This is a genomic window from Promicromonospora sp. NPDC057138 (assembly GCF_042670845.1).
GTDB lineage: Bacteria > Actinomycetota > Actinomycetes > Actinomycetales > Cellulomonadaceae > Promicromonospora.
Genome location: NZ_JBHUUX010000005.1, coordinates 155156 through 170569 on the forward strand (window position 1 = coordinate 155156; position 15414 = coordinate 170569).

The window sequence follows — 15414 nt, forward strand, 5'->3', positions numbered from 1 at the left end:
CGTATTGCTCTCGACGTCTCTGACGGCTGCTCAGAGTTCCGGCAGGGTGGATACCACCGAAGGCGTTCCAGCACTCTTCACGAGCTCCAGGTACTGGTAACGGCGCGACGCTACCCGCGGAACGGAATCTTGCTGACCTCCACCTCGATCGGATCAGGTCCGTCATCCTCGCTCCGACGCCATAGGAGCTCAGGGAACGAGTTCTTCAGGTGGAGCCGCATCGCCGCACGCGCGGCTTCTCCACCGGCCAGGGGCCCCAGCATGACGCCGCGCACGATCGGCTGACTCTCCACCTCCTGGTTCCACGCCTCGACGTATGTCACGAGCTGCCCCTCCCGCTCGCGAACCTTCGGCTTCGCACCCTCAAGGGGGCCCGCTTGGAAGATTAACCGCACCTCGTGCTCAGTCGCGTATGCCCCGTGCTTCATATGCAGGGCGGCGACTTCAAGCATGAACGTTGCGATGACGCCTTCGTCGGTTGCGTCCCCGTCCTCGGGCTCGTTGATGACAATAGCGGCGGCCTCGAGCATCCTGCTGGCGAGTTCTTCTGATGCTTCCTCGCCGTAAACCACAGGCCGCCACACCGCCTGGGCATATCCAGGGTCCTCTAGGCGCTCCTGGTCTTGCTGCCAGACTCCGGAGGGCAACTCAAGTTGGTAGTCGCCGTAGAGGCGGTACTGATTCAGGTCGTCACCGACCGTCGACGCGCACAGCGCGAACCCCTGAGGCATGAAATTCCATGAGAGCGCGTCCCTCACGATCTCATCGAACACGTCTTGTGCCCTGTCGTTGAATCTGTCTTTGCTGGCACTGTAGACCCGTGCGATCGTCTCCCACCCGAACAGTCGTTCCGATGGATCGTTCATCACAGCCACGTCGGACGCCCTGAAGTGGCGCGATGTTGCGACCGCCATGGCTGTCCGAGCATTGGTGTAGTGGAAGACGCGCCCGTGGTGCACAGGTGGCAAGGGATCGATGGCGTAGCCCTTGGGCAGCGACCGGTAAACGGTTACGGGATACTCAGGAAGTGGCATAGTTCGACCCTCGCACTTCGTTCGCGTCTTTTACGTCGGTTAGACGGACGTTGTTGCGGGTGAAACGCTGTTTCATCCTGTGGCGACGAGGCTCCCTCCTAGCGCAGTTGCGTGCTAGGTCCTGGCACCGCCAAGCACACCCCGGTTCCAGGGAACTCCCACCGAAGTGCGTCGGACCGGAACATGCCGACCCGTGCAGACGACGATCGGACCCGCCCGCCGTCGGTGATGCGCCCTGTCGATCCTGACCAGCACAATTGCCCCAAGACCCGTAACGACCAAGGAACCACATGAGCCCCGCCGCCAATGTCCAGAAGATCGCCTCGTTCATCTGGGGCATCGCTGACGACGTCCTGCGCGACCTCTATGTCCGCGGCAAGTACCGCGACGTCATCCTGCCGTTCACCGTGCTGCGTCGCCTCGACGCCGTGCTCGAGCCCACCAAGCAGAGGGTCATGGACCTGAAGAAGATCCTCGACGACGCCGGGATCATCGACCAGGACCAGGCACTCCGCCAGGAGGCCGGCCAGGCGTTCTGGAACACCTCCCCGTTCACGATGCGCGAGCTGCGTGGGCGCTCTTCGCAGGCTCGCCTGAAGCAGGATTTCGAGGCGTACCTGGACGGGTTCAGCCCGAACGTGCAGCAAATAATTGAGAACTTCGAAGTGCGCCAGCAGATCCCCAAGCTCGCAAAGGCCGACGCCCTCGGCGCCTTGATCGAGAAGTTCCTCGACCCGGCCATCGACCTGACCCCTGAGGGCCTGGACAACCACGCCATGGGCACCGTGTTCGAGGAGCTCGTACGCCGCTTCAACGAGGCGAACAACGAGGAGGCCGGCGAGCACTGGACACCGCGCGACGCGGTGCGTCTGATGACGAGGCTCATCTTCGATCCCGTGGCCGACCAGATCCCGGACGGCACATACACCCTCTACGACGGCGCCATGGGCACCGGCGGCATGCTCACCGTTGCCGAGGAGACCCTCCAGGAGCTTGCCGCCAGGGGTGGCAAGCGGATCGTTACCAACCTGTTCGGCCAGGAGATCAACGCCGAGACCTACGCGATCGCGGTCGCCGACCTCCTGCTCAAGGGCGAGGGCGCCAACGCCGACGGGCTGGTCGGCGGCCCGGAGTATTCGACGCTGTCGAACGACGCCTTCCAGGGCAAGAGCTTTGACTTCATGCTCTCCAACCCGCCCTATGGCAAGAGCTGGGCGACCGACCAGCAGCGCATGGGCGGCAAGAAGGAGATCATCGACCCACGCTTCATCGTCGACCACGACGGCGACTCAGAGTTCAGCCTCATCACCCGGTCCAGCGACGGGCAGATGCTCTTCCTAGCCAACATGGTCTCGAAGATGAAGAAGAACACCCCACTCGGCAGCCGCATCGCCGAGGTCCATAACGGGTCCTCGCTCTTCACCGGCGACGCGGGCCAAGGCGAGTCGAACATCCGCCGCTACATCATCGAGAACGACTGGCTCGAAGCGATCATCGCCCTGCCGCTCAACATGTTCTACAACACCGGGATCGCGACCTACATCTGGGTCCTGACCAACCGCAAGCCCGAACACCGCAAGGGCAAGGTCCAGCTAATTGACGCCACCGAGTGGTACACCCCGCTGCGCAAGAACCTCGGCAACAAGAACCGCGAGCTCGGGCACGCCGACGTCGAACGGATCATGCAGGCGTTCAACGCTTTTGACTCGTCCGACGACGAGGGTGACCGCTCGAAGGTCTTCGTCAACGCCGAATTCGGATACTCCAAGGAGACCGTCGAGCGCCCGCTCCGGCTCAAGGGTCTGGACCCCGACAAGGTCTATTCGGCGGCCGCCATCAAGAAGCTGCTCGACGACGGCACCGCCAAGCGCGACCGCAGCGCGCCGCCCATCGTCACCAAGGTCCACCCCAAGGGTGTCGAGCCCGACCCCCTCCTGGGCCGGTACGTGGTGACGTTCCGGGGCAAGCCCGCCGTCGTCTCCTACCTGCCCGATACTGAGCTGCGCGACACCGAGCAGGTCCCACTGCCCGAGCCTGCTGGCGAGTGGCGAGACGTCATCGAGGCGTTCATCGGCCGCGAGGTGCTCCCGTACGCGCCCGACGCCTGGATCGACGAATCGAAGACCAAGATCGGCTACGAGATCAGCTTCACCAAGCACTTCTATAAGCCCGCACCCCTACGCACCCTCGACGAAATCCGCGCCGACATCCGCGCACTCGAAGCCGAGTCCGACACCCTCATCGCGGAGATCGCCCACTGATGTTCAAGGACCTCAAGCCGTACCCCGAGTACATCGCTACCGAGTCACCGTGGCTACGCCAGGTGCCCAAGCACTGGTCGATGCCTCGGATGAAGAGCGTCGTTAGCGAGATCAGCGACAAGGGATACCCCGACGAGCCGTTGCTTGCCGCGACTCAGTCCCGAGGGGTCATCCGCAAGGACCAGTACGAGAACCGCACGGTTGAGGCGACCAAGGCGCTCGACACGTTGAAGCGCGTCCTTGTCGATGACTTCGTCATCAGCCTCCGGTCGTTCCAGGGCGGAATTGAGCGGGCGTACTCTCAGGGCATCATCAGTCCGGCATACACGATCCTGCGCGCGAAGGACGATGCGAGCCGCGACTACTTCACGCTCCTGTTCAAGTCGAGCCCGTTCGTCGACGCGCTCCGCCTTGCCGTGACCGGAATCCGCGAGGGTCAGAACATCGAGTATCCGCGTCTTGCTCGCGACCCGATTCCGGTACCGCCGGTCGAGGAGCAGGAGGCGATCGTCATGTACCTCGCCCACGCCCACCAGCGCATCAACAAGGCAATCGCCACCAAGCGTCGACTCATCTCGCTTCTCGAGGAGCAGCAGCGAGCTGTTACGAGCGAAGCGGTCCGAGGCGCGTTGACTTCATCTGCTGAACTTATTGACTCCGGGATTCCCTATGTCGGCCGAGTCCCGGCTGATTGGCGGGTGGAGCGGTTGGGTTGGCACATTTACCTTCTCGCGGGGTTCCCTTTCGAGAGTTCGGGCTTCATCGCTGACACAGATGGAATCCGGTTACTTCGTGGCGCGAACGTGGGAGTTGGCGGTGTCGCTTGGGACAACGTCGTCCATTGGCCAGCGGCGAGCGCAAGCGGCATGTCTGCGTTCTCCCTCACGGAAGGTGACCTGGTCCTGGGGCTGGACCGACCCGTGATCCGTGGGGGCGTGCGTGTTGCCCGGGTCTCCACCGCCGATGTCCCTTCGTTGCTCGTCCAGCGAGTCGCGCGGCTCAGGGCGCGCCCCACGCTCGAGTCGGAGTTCCTCAGGCTCGCGCTGGCAGGGCGGGGGTTTACGGACTACTTGGCCCCGATCTTTACGGGGATCAGCGTTCCCCACCTGAGCCCCAAGCAGGTGTGCGACTTCCGCTTGGCGGTCCCGCCGATCGAGGAGCAGCGGAAGATCGTCGCACGCGTTGCAGACGCACATCTCCGACTGGCGAGCGCTACAGAGGTGGCTCGTCAGGAGATCCGGCTTTTGGAAGAGTTCCGCACTCGCCTGACAGCCGACGTCGTGACGGGCCAGGTCGATGTGCGCTCGATCGAAGCGAGCCTGCCGTCGATCGACCTCGCAGACGTGTTCGCTGCGTCCGAAGACGCAGCCGATACAGACGATGACGAGACGGCCGACGGGGCCGACCTGGAGGACGAATGAGCGCGACGCTGATGAACGAGGAGAGTCTGGAGGCTCTCGTCGTCAAGCAGATGGTCGAGGCGGGATGGAAGCAGGGGATCATCGCCCCTGCACTCGCGGTCGTCGATGCTGACCGGCAGGTCGACGTGGCGTTCGCGCCCGGATACGGGTTCGACGTGCAGCAACTTGCCACCTTCCTGCAGGAGACCCAGCCGGCCGTTGCTGAGGCGGTCGGGCTTGGGGAGGACTGGGCGACGGAGACCCCAGCGCGGACGAAGTTCCTTGCCAAGCTCCAGGGCGAGATCACCAAGAACGGTGTGGTGCAGGTGCTGCGTCGCGGCTTCGGCCACGGTGCGGTGCCGCACATCGACTTCTACTACCCGATCCCCACACCGGGGAACACGATGGCCGAGGCGCTGCACGTCGCGAATCGGTGGGTCATCGCGCGGCAGGTTCACTACTCGCCGGTGGATGCGGGCAAGTCGCTGGACCTCGTCGCGTTCGTCAACGGCCTGCCGATCGCGACGTTCGAGCTGAAGAACTACATCACCAAGCAGACCGTCGCCGACGCCGTCGCGCAGTACCAGGTCGACCGCAACCCGAAGGAGCTGCTGTTCCAGCCCGGGCGGTGCCTGGCGCACTTCGCCGTCGATGACAAGCGCGTGAAGTTCTGCGCCGAGCTCGCCGGCCCGAAGTCGTGGTTCCTGCCGTTCGACAAGGGATACCAGGACGGCGCCGGCAACCCGCCGAACCCCGACGGGCTGATGACGGACTACCTGTGGCGGCAGATCCTCGCCCCGTCGTCGCTCGCCGACATCATCGAGAACTACGCCCAGGTCTCCACGACCAAAGATGCCAAGACGGGCAAGAAGTCCCAGAAGTCGATCTTCCCGCGCTACCACCAGCTCGACGTCGTGCGTCGTCTGCTCGCCGACGTCTCGGCGAACGGTGCCGGTCGCCGGTACCTGATCCAGCATTCTGCAGGATCGGGCAAGTCGAACTCGATCGCGTGGCTGGCCCACCAGCTCATCGAGGCCAAGCACGACGGCGCGAACGCCGTCGATTCGGTGCTGGTCGTGACGGACCGACGTGTGCTGGACAGTCAGATCAAGGAGACGATCAAGTCCTTCACGCAGGTCGGGTCGACGGTCGCGCATGCCGAGCACTCCAGCGACCTGAAGAACGCGATCGAGGCGGGCAAGCGGATCATCATCACGACGGTCCAGAAGTTCCCGTACATCGTCGGGAGCCTGGGCAGTGAGCACCGCGGTCGGAAGTTCGCTGTCATCATCGACGAGGCACACTCCTCCCAGACGGGCAAAGCTGCGGCCGCACTCTCCGGGTCGCTGTCGGCCGAGGGCGCGCAGGGTGACGAGGAGTCGGCTGAGGACATGCTGCTGCGGATGGTCGAGCAGAAGAAGCTGCCGGCCAACGCCTCCTACTTCGCGTTCACCGCGACCCCGAAGAACAAGACGCTCGAGCTATTTGGCGGGCCGGTTCCCGGCGAGGTGGGCAAGCGCCCGTTCCACTCGTACACGATGAAGCAGGCGATCCAGGAGGGCTTCATCCTCGACGTCCTGCAGGGCTACGTGCCCGTCGAGAGCTACTACAAGCTCGTCAAGACCGTCGAGGACGACCCGGAGTTCGACGCCACGAAGGCGTCGAAGAAACTGCGCGTTTACGTCGAGGGCCACGAGACCGCGATCCGCAAGAAGGCTGAGATCATGGTCGACCACTTCCACACCCAGGTGATCGGCAAGCACAAGATCGGCGGCAAGGCCCGCGCGATGGTCGTGACCAAGACGATCGCCCGCGCGATCGACTACTACGAGGCGATCCGCGACTACCTCGTCGAGCGCGGCAGCCCGTACAAGGCCATCGTGGCGTTCTCCGACTTCGAGCGGGACGGCAAGAAGGTCACCGAGGCCGGCTACAACGGCTTCCCTGGCAAGGAGATCCCCAACCGGATCCAGGAAGACCCGTACCGGATCCTTGTCGTTGCCGACAAGTACCAGACCGGATACGACGAGCCGCTGCTGCACTCGATGTACGTCGACAAGCCGCTGTCGAGCGTCCTCGCTGTACAGACTCTGTCGCGGCTCAACCGTGCCCGGCCGGGAAAGATCGACACCGCCGTGCTCGACTTCGCCAACACTGCCGAGGAGATCCAGGCCGCGTTCGAGCCGTACTACCGCACCACCGTTCTGGCTGGCGATACCGACCCGGACAAGCTGCACGACCTGCAGGGCTCGCTCGCACGGGTAGCGGTGTACTCCGATGAGGACGTCGAACGATTCGTGGCACTGTTCCTCGACAAGAACGTGGACCGGTCGCAGCTTGACCCGATCCTTGACCACTGCGCTGCCGAGTACATCGAGCAGCTCGACGAGGACGAGCAGATCGAGTTCAAGAGCCAGGCCAAGGCATTCGTGAGGACCTACTCGTTCCTCTCGCTCGTGCTGCCCTTCAGCAACGTCGGGTGGGAGAAGCTGTCGATCTTCCTCGGCCTACTCATCCCCAAGCTCCCTGCGCCGGAGGAGACTGATCTGTCGGCCGGCATTCTCGAGACCATCGATATGGACTCTTACCGCATCGAGAAGCGAGAGGAAGTCTCCATCGCGCTCGCAGATGCCGAAGGGGAGCTGGAACCGGTCCCCACCGGTGGCGGTAGCAGTGTCATCGACCCCGCGCTCGAGCGCCTGTCCGAGATCCTCAACCAGTTCAACGACCTGTTCGGCAACATCAATTGGGACGACGCCGACCGCATCCGCGAGCGGATCAGCACCGAGATCCCTGAAAGGGTCCTCGCGGACGAGGACTACGCCAACGCCCGCGCGAACAACGACGCCGACAACGCCAAGCTCGCCATGACCGCGGCGCTGAACAAGGTCATGCAGGGCATGCTTCGGGACGAGACGCAGCTGTTCAAGCAGTTCGTCGACAACCCGGACTTCAAGGCCTGGCTGACCGACGCCATATTCCGGTCTACCTACGACAAGAAGGCCGCCTGAACGCCAGCGCAAACACAGTCTCGACGTTCTGACGTGCCAAAACGCCGTTCTTCACAGGCGATGGGGGTGCTGCGAGGAGCGTCCAAGTCCTGCCGGACGTTTGCGCGCTGCGTGTCGGACACAGGGGCGAACCGGGGCCGCGAGGTGCGTGCGTGAACAGCGCATGGGGTTCGCCGTCGGTCCAGCTCGAACCCGTCGTCACCGCTCTGCACACCACCCAAGCCCGTCTACGCGACCATCACCACATCACCGACACCTGGCTACCCAGCCGCCAGTCCGTCCAGACCCTCATCGACGGCGTGACCCCGCTCGGCACGAGCCTGCACCGAGACGACGAGCCACTGTGGGTCGGCGCCGCTGCGGGTGCACCGGCGTTGCGACGAGCCGATGTCCTCGATCGTGAACGACACCGTCTACGACGGACTCATGCTCCACGGCGACCCCAACCAGCAGGACAAGCTCGGCATCCTCCCACCCGACGTTGAGGAGCCAAATCCGCCCGTTCTGGACCGGCCCGTGCGCGAGAGCCTCTGGATCGACGTGCGCGGCGAGGCGGACGGCAACTAATCCCCGCCGAGGGCGACGCTGCCGCCTGGGTGCTGCGAGGGCTCAGGAGCCGGCACGGGCTGCAGGCCAAGGACGTGCTCGTCGTCCGCCCGTTTCGTGCCGCGGCCGACCGGCTCAAGCCCCTGGTCCGCAGGACGTTCGGGCAGGGCGTCACCAGCGGCACCGTCCACGTCTCTCAGGGCAAGGAAGCCCTCGCGGTCATTCTGGTCCTCGGCGGCGGCACCCAAGGCGCACGATCCTGGGCCGCATCTCGACCGAACCTGATGAACGTCGCCATCTCCCGCGCCAAGCACCGGCTCTACGTCGTCGGCAATCGCGAGACTTGGCAACGGCTGCCGCACTTCGAGGCACTCGCGGCGAGGCTGGCTGTCTACGAGTACGGCTAACGGTCCAGTTGAACGGGCAACAGCCGCAGCACGAATCCGCTGACGGCGGGTCGGCACACGCACCGAGTCCTCGACCGGCCGCGAGACGTGAGCGTGGTCAATCCGCCCGGGGGACTCCTCCAAGGGGTGATCTTCATTGCTAGCGTTTGCGCCGATTGCCCCGCTTGTTCACGATCGACTGATGCCCCGCGAAAGGTCGAATACGACCCCCAGAACGCTCTACCGTCTCGTCGACCTCCCGGACATGCATGCCGCGGTCCGGGAGCGCTACTCCGACGATCTCGAATTCGAGACGACCGCGGTCACCGTCGGTGACCGTGAAGGCCTTCTTGTCTTCGGCGTGATGGCCACACCCGAGGCGAAATGGGCCCAGGACGTGCACAGCCTGACCCAGGTCGTGACACCGATCGGGAACATCACCGCCGCGGCTGCACTGCTCATCCGCCGCGGAGAGGACGGGGCGTGGGCGCTGACGTTCGGGATGGGGTTCCAGCTGATCGACCAGTCCTACGTCGATGCGAGCTTCGGCCAGCGCATCGCAATCCGGCTAGCCGACCCGGCGAAGATCTCCTCGGTGACCCGCAGCGCGATCGACTCTCGAGCCCAAGTCGCACGCGTCACCGTCCCCAACGGTGATGGTCTCAATGGCTTCGGGTTCGAGGCATTTGGCGAGATGGCGACTAGGCTCGTCGCCCGAGGAACCTCGTCGGGCCTCAGCGCGAAGAAGGACATGATCGCAGTCCGAGGTGCCGACGCGCTGAACATTCCGCTGGGACGCACGCCGGCCGAACTGCTCTCGGACCTGGACCACATCGAGACAATTCTGACGCAGGAACCGCCGATCGGTCTGGGCGTCCTCGAGCAGCTCGTCCCGATCAGCAAGCCCAGGACCTTGGTCAGCGAGTTGCAGGATCAGCTGGCAGCCGCGCTCGCCGATCCGGAGGGCAAGCAACTCGGCTTGGCCTGGCCGTTCGAGCAGATCGGGGACAACGAGCCGCCGACGCACTTCAAGCTCGTCGGAGGTGGGTCACGGAAGGGCATCCAGGAAGGGCTGCCGCTCCTTGACGACCTCATCACGCCGTTGAAGCAGACCAAAGACCCTGTCGCGAAACTCAAGGGGATGTCTGTCCAACTCTTCAGCGGTGACGAGGAAGCGATCAGTGCGCAGATCGCGGCACGCAAGTGGCTCGCGTTCGAGACAGGCCTGAACGGGAAGCGGTACTGCTTCTTCGGCGGGCAGTGGTTCCAGATGGACGCCCGGTACGCAGAGAGACTTCTGCAGCTGGCGGAGGGCGTCTTCCGCAAGCAGCTCGATCCGCCGCTGCCACCGTGGACTTCGCAGTTCAAGGAGGAGAAAGACTACAACCAATACCTTGCACTGCAGCTCGGTGGCCTGTGCCTTGATCGAAAGCTGGTCACGACGGACGCGCACCCCAGAGGGTTCGAGGCATGCGACGTGCTGCTGGACGACGGCACCTTGGTCCACGTCAAGAAGTTCGACTCATCAGCACCGGCGAGCCACCTGTTCGCACAGGCCTACGTCTCCACCGACTCGCTCGTCCGTGATGAGCAGGCTGTGTCGGCCCTCCGGAAGAAGGTCGAAAGCCTCGGCGGCGACCCGACGTGGGTCAAGGACCGCCCACCTCGTGTCGTGCTCGCCATGGCGCGCCACAAGCCCGTAACGGCACGTGAACTCTTCACGTTCTCGCGAGTGAACCTGGTGCGAGCGGCTCAGGACATCGAGAGTCGCAACGTCCCGCTGTTCGTAGCACCGGTCGCCGTCACGCGATGACGGCTGGATCGCTCGCCTGCGGCCCCGCCGAGATCCAACGGACCCGCGCGGTAGCGCATGCTAAGACGGCGCTCCCACGAGGTCCCGACCCAACGGCGGGACGCATGCTGCCGTCCACAGACCGCGACAGTTCTGACGGCCCTGGTTCGGGCCTCGACGTCGACGGGCCTCGACTCGACCAACCACATCTGTACACGCAATTCGGTTTCCGCCGATGGACGCGGTGGACCACATTCATCGTCCCGGGCCACGCCACAAGAACGCCGACAGCCGAGTGAACTCCGCAATCGCCAAGGTGGAGTACGCCGGGCATGTTGGCGGACGTTGGGTTCGTGGGTCCGCCAGGCGTTGCCCGCTTGTCGACGTCCTGGAAGGAGCCGTCCGGTAGTTGAGTCCTGATAGTGGTGTAACGCGGTTGGCGTGATCGTCTCGGCGAGACGTGATGCGGCCACCGCGTTACACCACTATCAGGACTCAACTCACGGGCGAACCGCCTGATCGTGCTGTCGGCGGGCTGCAGATCATCAGTGGGACCTGGGCGAGTCTTCGGATGAGCTGGAACCGCTTTGCGGGCTGAAAGGTTCAGGGGCTGCTGTCGTCGACTCCGACTCGGGGGCAACGGAGCTCGCCTGCTCTTCCACCTCCTGCGCGGAATCGAGAGTTCCAGCCTCAACTGGCTCTCGCTTTGCCAGCATGTCGCGCCACTTCGCTGTGGCCGGCTTGAACTTGGTGTCGTAGAAGGTCTTGACGTGGGGAGCGACGAGGATCGCTCCTACGACGGTTCCCGCTATCGCCAACTCTCTCCAGCCGAACTGAGAGCCGTCGCCGTCGCTCCCGTCATCCAGGAATGGATCGTAATCCAAGGAAGGGCCTTGGAAGTCCCCCACTGTGGGAGCATCTTGTGCCGTGCCGCCGCCCAGGTCCGACCTCATGTCGGCTTGGAGTGCAGCAATGGTCGCGTCGTTCCAGGTACGAGTTTCCCAGCTCCGGTTGTAGTGGGCGTAGCCACCTGTGCCTCGCGAGTGGTACTGCTCTTCTGCGTACTGCGCGCCCTTGTCGGTGAGCCCGTAGGCGCCAGGCTCGCCTTCCAAGTAGCCGTGCTGCTTGAAGAGCTCATTCATTTCGCGTGCCGTTCGGCCGAACTCGAAGCCCAGTACTCTCGCTGACTTTCCCATCGTCTACCGCCTTCCGGGGCCTGTGGCTCCAAGGACTGGGTGGACCTTACCTCGGGTGTTCGGGCTCGCAATAGGTTGGACTCGATCGAATCGCCGTGGCCTCTCGGCGGGACTGAGCCTCAGACTCGAGCGAGCCCACGGAAGGCGCGACGTAGGACCCTCCGCTTCTCCGGGTCGTCGGATGCACCCTGACGACGCAACGGCCCAGGGTCGCCATCCACTGCCAGCGTGTAGTCCTTCTCCAGCAGCAAGAAGGTGAGCAGTTCGGTGCCTGTGGACGCAGTCGCGTTGGGGTCGACCCGCTCGGGGTAGAGCCGGGCTACGCTCACCGAGCGCTGACCGTAGATACGACGCGCCAAGCGATCAGCATGCCAGCGGCGGAGCGAAGCGAGCCTGTCCACGGCGGATACAACTGCCGCGCACTCGGCGTCCAATATCGGCGCGTTCTTCATCCGGTCGCCGTCAGGGTCCTCGGTTCCAGCGTCCCACCGGTCCATGTGGCGGAGACGGATCGCTGCGAAGCCGTGTATCTCCCGTCGAGCGGCCTGTCGGTTCGAGTGCTCCTCTGCGTCCCGAGCGCCGAGGTGTAACGCGACGATGGTCGCCGCAGCCGTCACTACGGCGCCGGCCCACTCTCCAGCGCTCCCGAGCTCCATGGCTGCACGGTAGCGGGAGGTGGCAGCCTCCAAGATGTTGCGCATCGACACCGGGAACTCCAGGTCAACGCCATCTGCGGCCCGCCCATGGTGAGCACGTCTAATTGTCCGAGATGGAAGTTTTCACCTACCCTCTTCGCGGGTGAAACTTTCATGTCGGACAGGGGTGGCGTGTGATGAGGCCGTCGGATTGGTCGCCGGTGGGGTTGGACGCGGATCCGACGCCGGGTGATCCGGTGTTAGTGCTCTCGGGCGGGCAGGAGTATCTGGCGGTCGCGGACTCGATCGACAACGCTGCCGCTGCGATGAGTCGTCTCGATGTGGACGGAACTGTCTCGCAGGCGGTGGATGCGTTGATGGATACCAAGGAAGACACCATCGCCGAGATCCGCAAGGCGTATAGCCGGTATGTCGCTACGGGTGAGGCCCTGATGGGGTACGCCAGTTCGTTGGAGCGGGTTCAATCAGAGACCCTGGCCGCCCTGGAGCAGGCCCGGGCCGCGCGGGACGAGGCGGATGCTGCGTCCGGGTCGCGGGACCGTTGGCAGGAGCTGGCCGACGGTGCAAAGGACGAGGCGGAGAAGGCGGAGTATCAGCGGCAGGCTGACGAGGCCGGTGGTGATGCCGAGCAGGCTGCGTCCACGATTTCCTCGGCGCAGGGCACGATCGAGACGGCGGTCTCCGACCGGGACCGGGCTGCCGAGCATGCGATCGACCGGATCGAGGAGATCACCAGCTCCGGCGGGCTGAATGATGGTTGGTGGGACAACTGGGGTTCCAAGCTCGTTGCCGCGATCGCCGATATCGCGGACATGATCTCCACCATCGCCGGCATCCTCGCGATCATCGTGGCGTTCATCCCTGTGGTCGGTACTGCGCTGGCCGGGGTGCTGATCGTCATAGCCGCGGTGGCAGCGATCGTGAGCGCGGTCGCGAACATCACACTCGCTGCCACCGGGGAACGGTCCTGGGCCGACGCCGGTATAGCCATCGCAGGTGCCGCGCTGTCGGTGATCGGACTGGGCGCTGCGGCCAAGGCCGCGACCGGGTTGGCGAAGGGGATCGCGAAGTCGGGGGGCTTCCGGCAGGCGTTGAAGAAGGGGTGGTGCAAGTTCGGGTTCGGCAAGTGCTTCACCGCTGGCACCTCGATCCGTACGGTGGACGGCACCAAGGCGATCGAGGACATCGTCGTGGGGGACAAGGTCTGGACCCGCAACCTCGAAACAGGCGCCGACGAGCTGCAGGTGGTCGAAGAGACTTTCGTGCGCACCACCACGGAGCTGTTCCACCTGACCATCAACGGCACGGCTGTGTCCACGACGGCGGAGCACCCGTTCATGGTCCAGAGTCGCGGTTGGCTGGATGCCGCATTCCTCAAGGTGGGCGACCTGCTGGTCACCGAGACCGGCACCGCGACAGTCGATGCGATCCAGACTGAACAGCGCGACGACGCGGATGCGGTGACCGTCTACAACTTCCACGCCGCCACCAATCACAACTACTACGTCTATGCCGGCGAGACTCCGATTCTCGTCCACAACGCCGCCCATGTGCCTGAAGGCGCGGTGTACAAGGTCGACGAGCTAGGCCGCCCGTCAGGGATTGAGGCGAAGCTGACGGAAAAGACGATCGGGGGTAAGACGAAGCCTGACGTGGATGATCCGCCCGGCTACGATCCGAACGTCCATCAGAAGGGGCACCTCCACGGAGCACAACTAGGAGGGTCGAACACTCATCCTGCGAACTTCGTGTCACAGTTCAAGCGGGCAAACAGTCCTTGGCAGAGAGCCATCGAAGGTGAAGTGCGTAAGGTTGTGGAGTCCGGTGAAGACGTGATGTACAAGGTGACCCCTCATTACAGCGGAACCGCGGATGTCCCGCACGCGATCCATTTCGAGGGTACGGGCACCGCTGGGTATGAGCTGGACTTCACCCTCATGAACCATGAAAACTTTCCCAAGCTCTCAGAGTCGAGTGACTTGTATCCCAAGGTGGATGGTCTACGGTTCGGAACGAGAGGTTCGTGATGCCCCAACACATTGACCGACTGATCGAGGCTGCCCGTCTCGTGCCACGGGCTGAGGCCTTTGACTGGGACCTGGCAGAGCGCACCCTTGGGATCGAGATCCCTCCGGACTACCGCACATTGCTCGACGCGGGAGGAGCGGGCCTCTGGTTCCGGTACATCCGGTTGTACGCGCCTGCCGAGCGCTATACGGAACGCAACTTGCTCGAGTCATCTGGCGAGTTCGACGACCTCAAGTTCTCCTGGGAAGAGGGCTACTCCGATCCACCGGACGACCTGTCCAATGATGCACGGTTGATCCCATGGGCATCCACCACAACGGGCGAGAACCTGTACTGGCGGACCGATGCTGACGCGCCCGCCGACACCTACCCGATCTATCTCGAGAGCGCCGATGGTGACGAGTGGGAGAGGTTCGACATGTCGGTCACGGACCTCCTCGTCGGAATACTGCGCGGTGACGTGCAGAGCGAGCTGTTCTCGCAGCGGGAACTGCGCGTGGATGAGGTGTTTAGGCCTTACGACGAGCAGTAACCAGCGCCTCCGTGTGCGCGGTCATGCGCCAAGAGGCCGACGCCGAGGCATCAACACGCAACTGAGTGTTGAGCCCGAGCGCCCGCCTCTCGCTACCGCGATGACGCAGCACACCGTCTGGCCTCGAGACGAGGTTGTTACGGCCAGTACGAGGACATCATTGTCGCGGGCGACCTCGGCGTTGAGCCGCTGGAGCTTCTCCTCGACGATGCGCTGTGCGTCGGCGGCCCTCCAGCATGCGGAGAGGCAGCAGGAGGTTCGGGACTTGACCCACCCATCCATTTGGCACCCGAATGAACCTGGTACCAACCCGATGGAATCCTGTACTATCTAGTCGGCGAGCAGCCGTTCGCCCTAGTGATTCAGGGCTTCCGCCCGAATCCCACCGACTTGTCGTGGCGTCGATTTCTCGGCCGATTAGGTCCAGAGGTCGCAGGTTCAAATCCTGCCCCCGCTACAAAGGAAGGGCCTGATCAGCAGAAATGCTGATCAGGCCCTTCGGTTTTCCCGGGTCTGCGGGTCGAACTTTCCGTAAGTAGCGCGCAGGCAGGGCCACCAGCCCGTAGAAGTGC

11 protein-coding genes are annotated in these 15414 nt (G+C 64.0%); 8 read left to right on the forward strand and 3 right to left on the reverse strand.

Features of this window, described 5'->3' with window-relative positions; translation table 11 throughout:
- Window positions 1–110: 110 nt before the first annotated feature.
- A complete protein-coding gene (locus tag ACFT2C_RS05675) occupies window positions 111–1034 on the reverse strand; it encodes a hypothetical protein (RefSeq protein ID WP_377206036.1) in 924 nt (307 codons plus the stop codon).
- Window positions 1035–1324: 290 nt separating this feature from the next.
- Between ACFT2C_RS05675 and ACFT2C_RS05680 the strand changes: the two genes are divergently transcribed.
- The 6 genes from ACFT2C_RS05680 (at window position 1325) to ACFT2C_RS05705 (ending at window position 10451) form a co-directional block, all read left to right on the forward strand.
- Window positions 1325–3295 (forward strand): N-6 DNA methylase, encoded by a 1971-nt coding sequence (locus ACFT2C_RS05680; RefSeq protein ID WP_377206037.1) that lies wholly within the window; start codon window positions 1325–1327, stop codon window positions 3293–3295.
- A complete protein-coding gene (locus ACFT2C_RS05685; protein WP_377206038.1) occupies window positions 3295–4716 on the forward strand; it encodes a hypothetical protein in 1422 nt (473 codons plus the stop codon). Before ACFT2C_RS05680 ends, ACFT2C_RS05685 begins: the two co-directional genes overlap by 1 nt.
- A complete protein-coding gene (locus tag ACFT2C_RS05690) occupies window positions 4713–7706 on the forward strand; it encodes a type I restriction endonuclease subunit R (protein WP_377206039.1) in 2994 nt (997 codons plus the stop codon). Before ACFT2C_RS05685 ends, ACFT2C_RS05690 begins: the two co-directional genes overlap by 4 nt.
- A gap of 387 nt (window positions 7707–8093) precedes the next feature.
- Window positions 8094–8273, forward strand: coding sequence for a hypothetical protein (locus ACFT2C_RS05695; protein WP_377206040.1), 180 nt, complete (start codon window positions 8094–8096; stop codon window positions 8271–8273).
- Window positions 8273–8659, forward strand: a complete 387-nt coding sequence (locus ACFT2C_RS05700) for an AAA domain-containing protein (RefSeq protein ID WP_377206077.1) — start codon at window positions 8273–8275, stop codon at window positions 8657–8659. The genes ACFT2C_RS05695 and ACFT2C_RS05700 overlap by 1 nt, the downstream gene beginning before the upstream one ends.
- A gap of 181 nt (window positions 8660–8840) precedes the next feature.
- On the forward strand, window positions 8841–10451 hold the full coding sequence (locus ACFT2C_RS05705; protein WP_377206041.1) for a DUF6119 family protein: 1611 nt from the start codon (window positions 8841–8843) through the stop codon (window positions 10449–10451).
- Between the two features lie 524 nt (window positions 10452–10975).
- On the opposite strand, the gene ACFT2C_RS05710 is transcribed toward ACFT2C_RS05705, so the two are convergent.
- Both ACFT2C_RS05710 and ACFT2C_RS05715 read right to left on the reverse strand, forming a co-directional pair.
- On the reverse strand, window positions 10976–11626 hold the full coding sequence (locus ACFT2C_RS05710; RefSeq protein ID WP_377206042.1) for a hypothetical protein: 651 nt from the start codon (window positions 11624–11626) through the stop codon (window positions 10976–10978).
- 119 nt (window positions 11627–11745) lie between these two features.
- Window positions 11746–12282 (reverse strand): hypothetical protein, encoded by a 537-nt coding sequence (locus ACFT2C_RS05715; protein ID WP_377206043.1) that lies wholly within the window; start codon window positions 12280–12282, stop codon window positions 11746–11748.
- Between the two features lie 200 nt (window positions 12283–12482).
- On the opposite strand from ACFT2C_RS05715, the gene ACFT2C_RS05720 reads away from it, so the two are divergent.
- Both ACFT2C_RS05720 and ACFT2C_RS05725 read left to right on the forward strand, forming a co-directional pair.
- Window positions 12483–14309: a polymorphic toxin-type HINT domain-containing protein gene (locus tag ACFT2C_RS05720; RefSeq protein WP_377206044.1), complete on the forward strand. Its 1827-nt coding sequence runs from the start codon at window positions 12483–12485 to the stop codon at window positions 14307–14309.
- Complete coding sequence (locus tag ACFT2C_RS05725; RefSeq protein WP_377206045.1) at window positions 14306–14842, forward strand: hypothetical protein; 537 nt, start codon at window positions 14306–14308, stop codon at window positions 14840–14842. The genes ACFT2C_RS05720 and ACFT2C_RS05725 overlap by 4 nt, the downstream gene beginning before the upstream one ends.
- Window positions 14843–15414 lie beyond the last annotated feature (572 nt).

Bases quoted from the DNA above. Each gene is read 5' to 3' on its own strand.
- ACFT2C_RS05690 (WP_377206039.1), top strand. From the start codon at position 4,713: ATGAGCGCGACGCTGATGAACGAGGAGAGTCTGGAGGCTCTCGTCGTC.
- ACFT2C_RS05680 (WP_377206037.1), top strand. From the start codon at position 1,325: ATGAGCCCCGCCGCCAATGTCCAGAAGATCGCCTCGTTCATCTGGGGC.
- ACFT2C_RS05710 (WP_377206042.1), bottom strand. From the start codon at position 11,626: ATGGGAAAGTCAGCGAGAGTACTGGGCTTCGAGTTCGGCCGAACGGCA.
- ACFT2C_RS05695 (WP_377206040.1), top strand. From the start codon at position 8,094: ATGTCCTCGATCGTGAACGACACCGTCTACGACGGACTCATGCTCCAC.
- ACFT2C_RS05715 (WP_377206043.1), bottom strand. From the start codon at position 12,282: ATGGAGCTCGGGAGCGCTGGAGAGTGGGCCGGCGCCGTAGTGACGGCT.
- ACFT2C_RS05685 (WP_377206038.1), top strand. From the start codon at position 3,295: ATGTTCAAGGACCTCAAGCCGTACCCCGAGTACATCGCTACCGAGTCA.
- ACFT2C_RS05675 (WP_377206036.1), bottom strand. From the start codon at position 1,034: ATGCCACTTCCTGAGTATCCCGTAACCGTTTACCGGTCGCTGCCCAAG.
- ACFT2C_RS05705 (WP_377206041.1), top strand. From the start codon at position 8,841: ATGCCCCGCGAAAGGTCGAATACGACCCCCAGAACGCTCTACCGTCTC.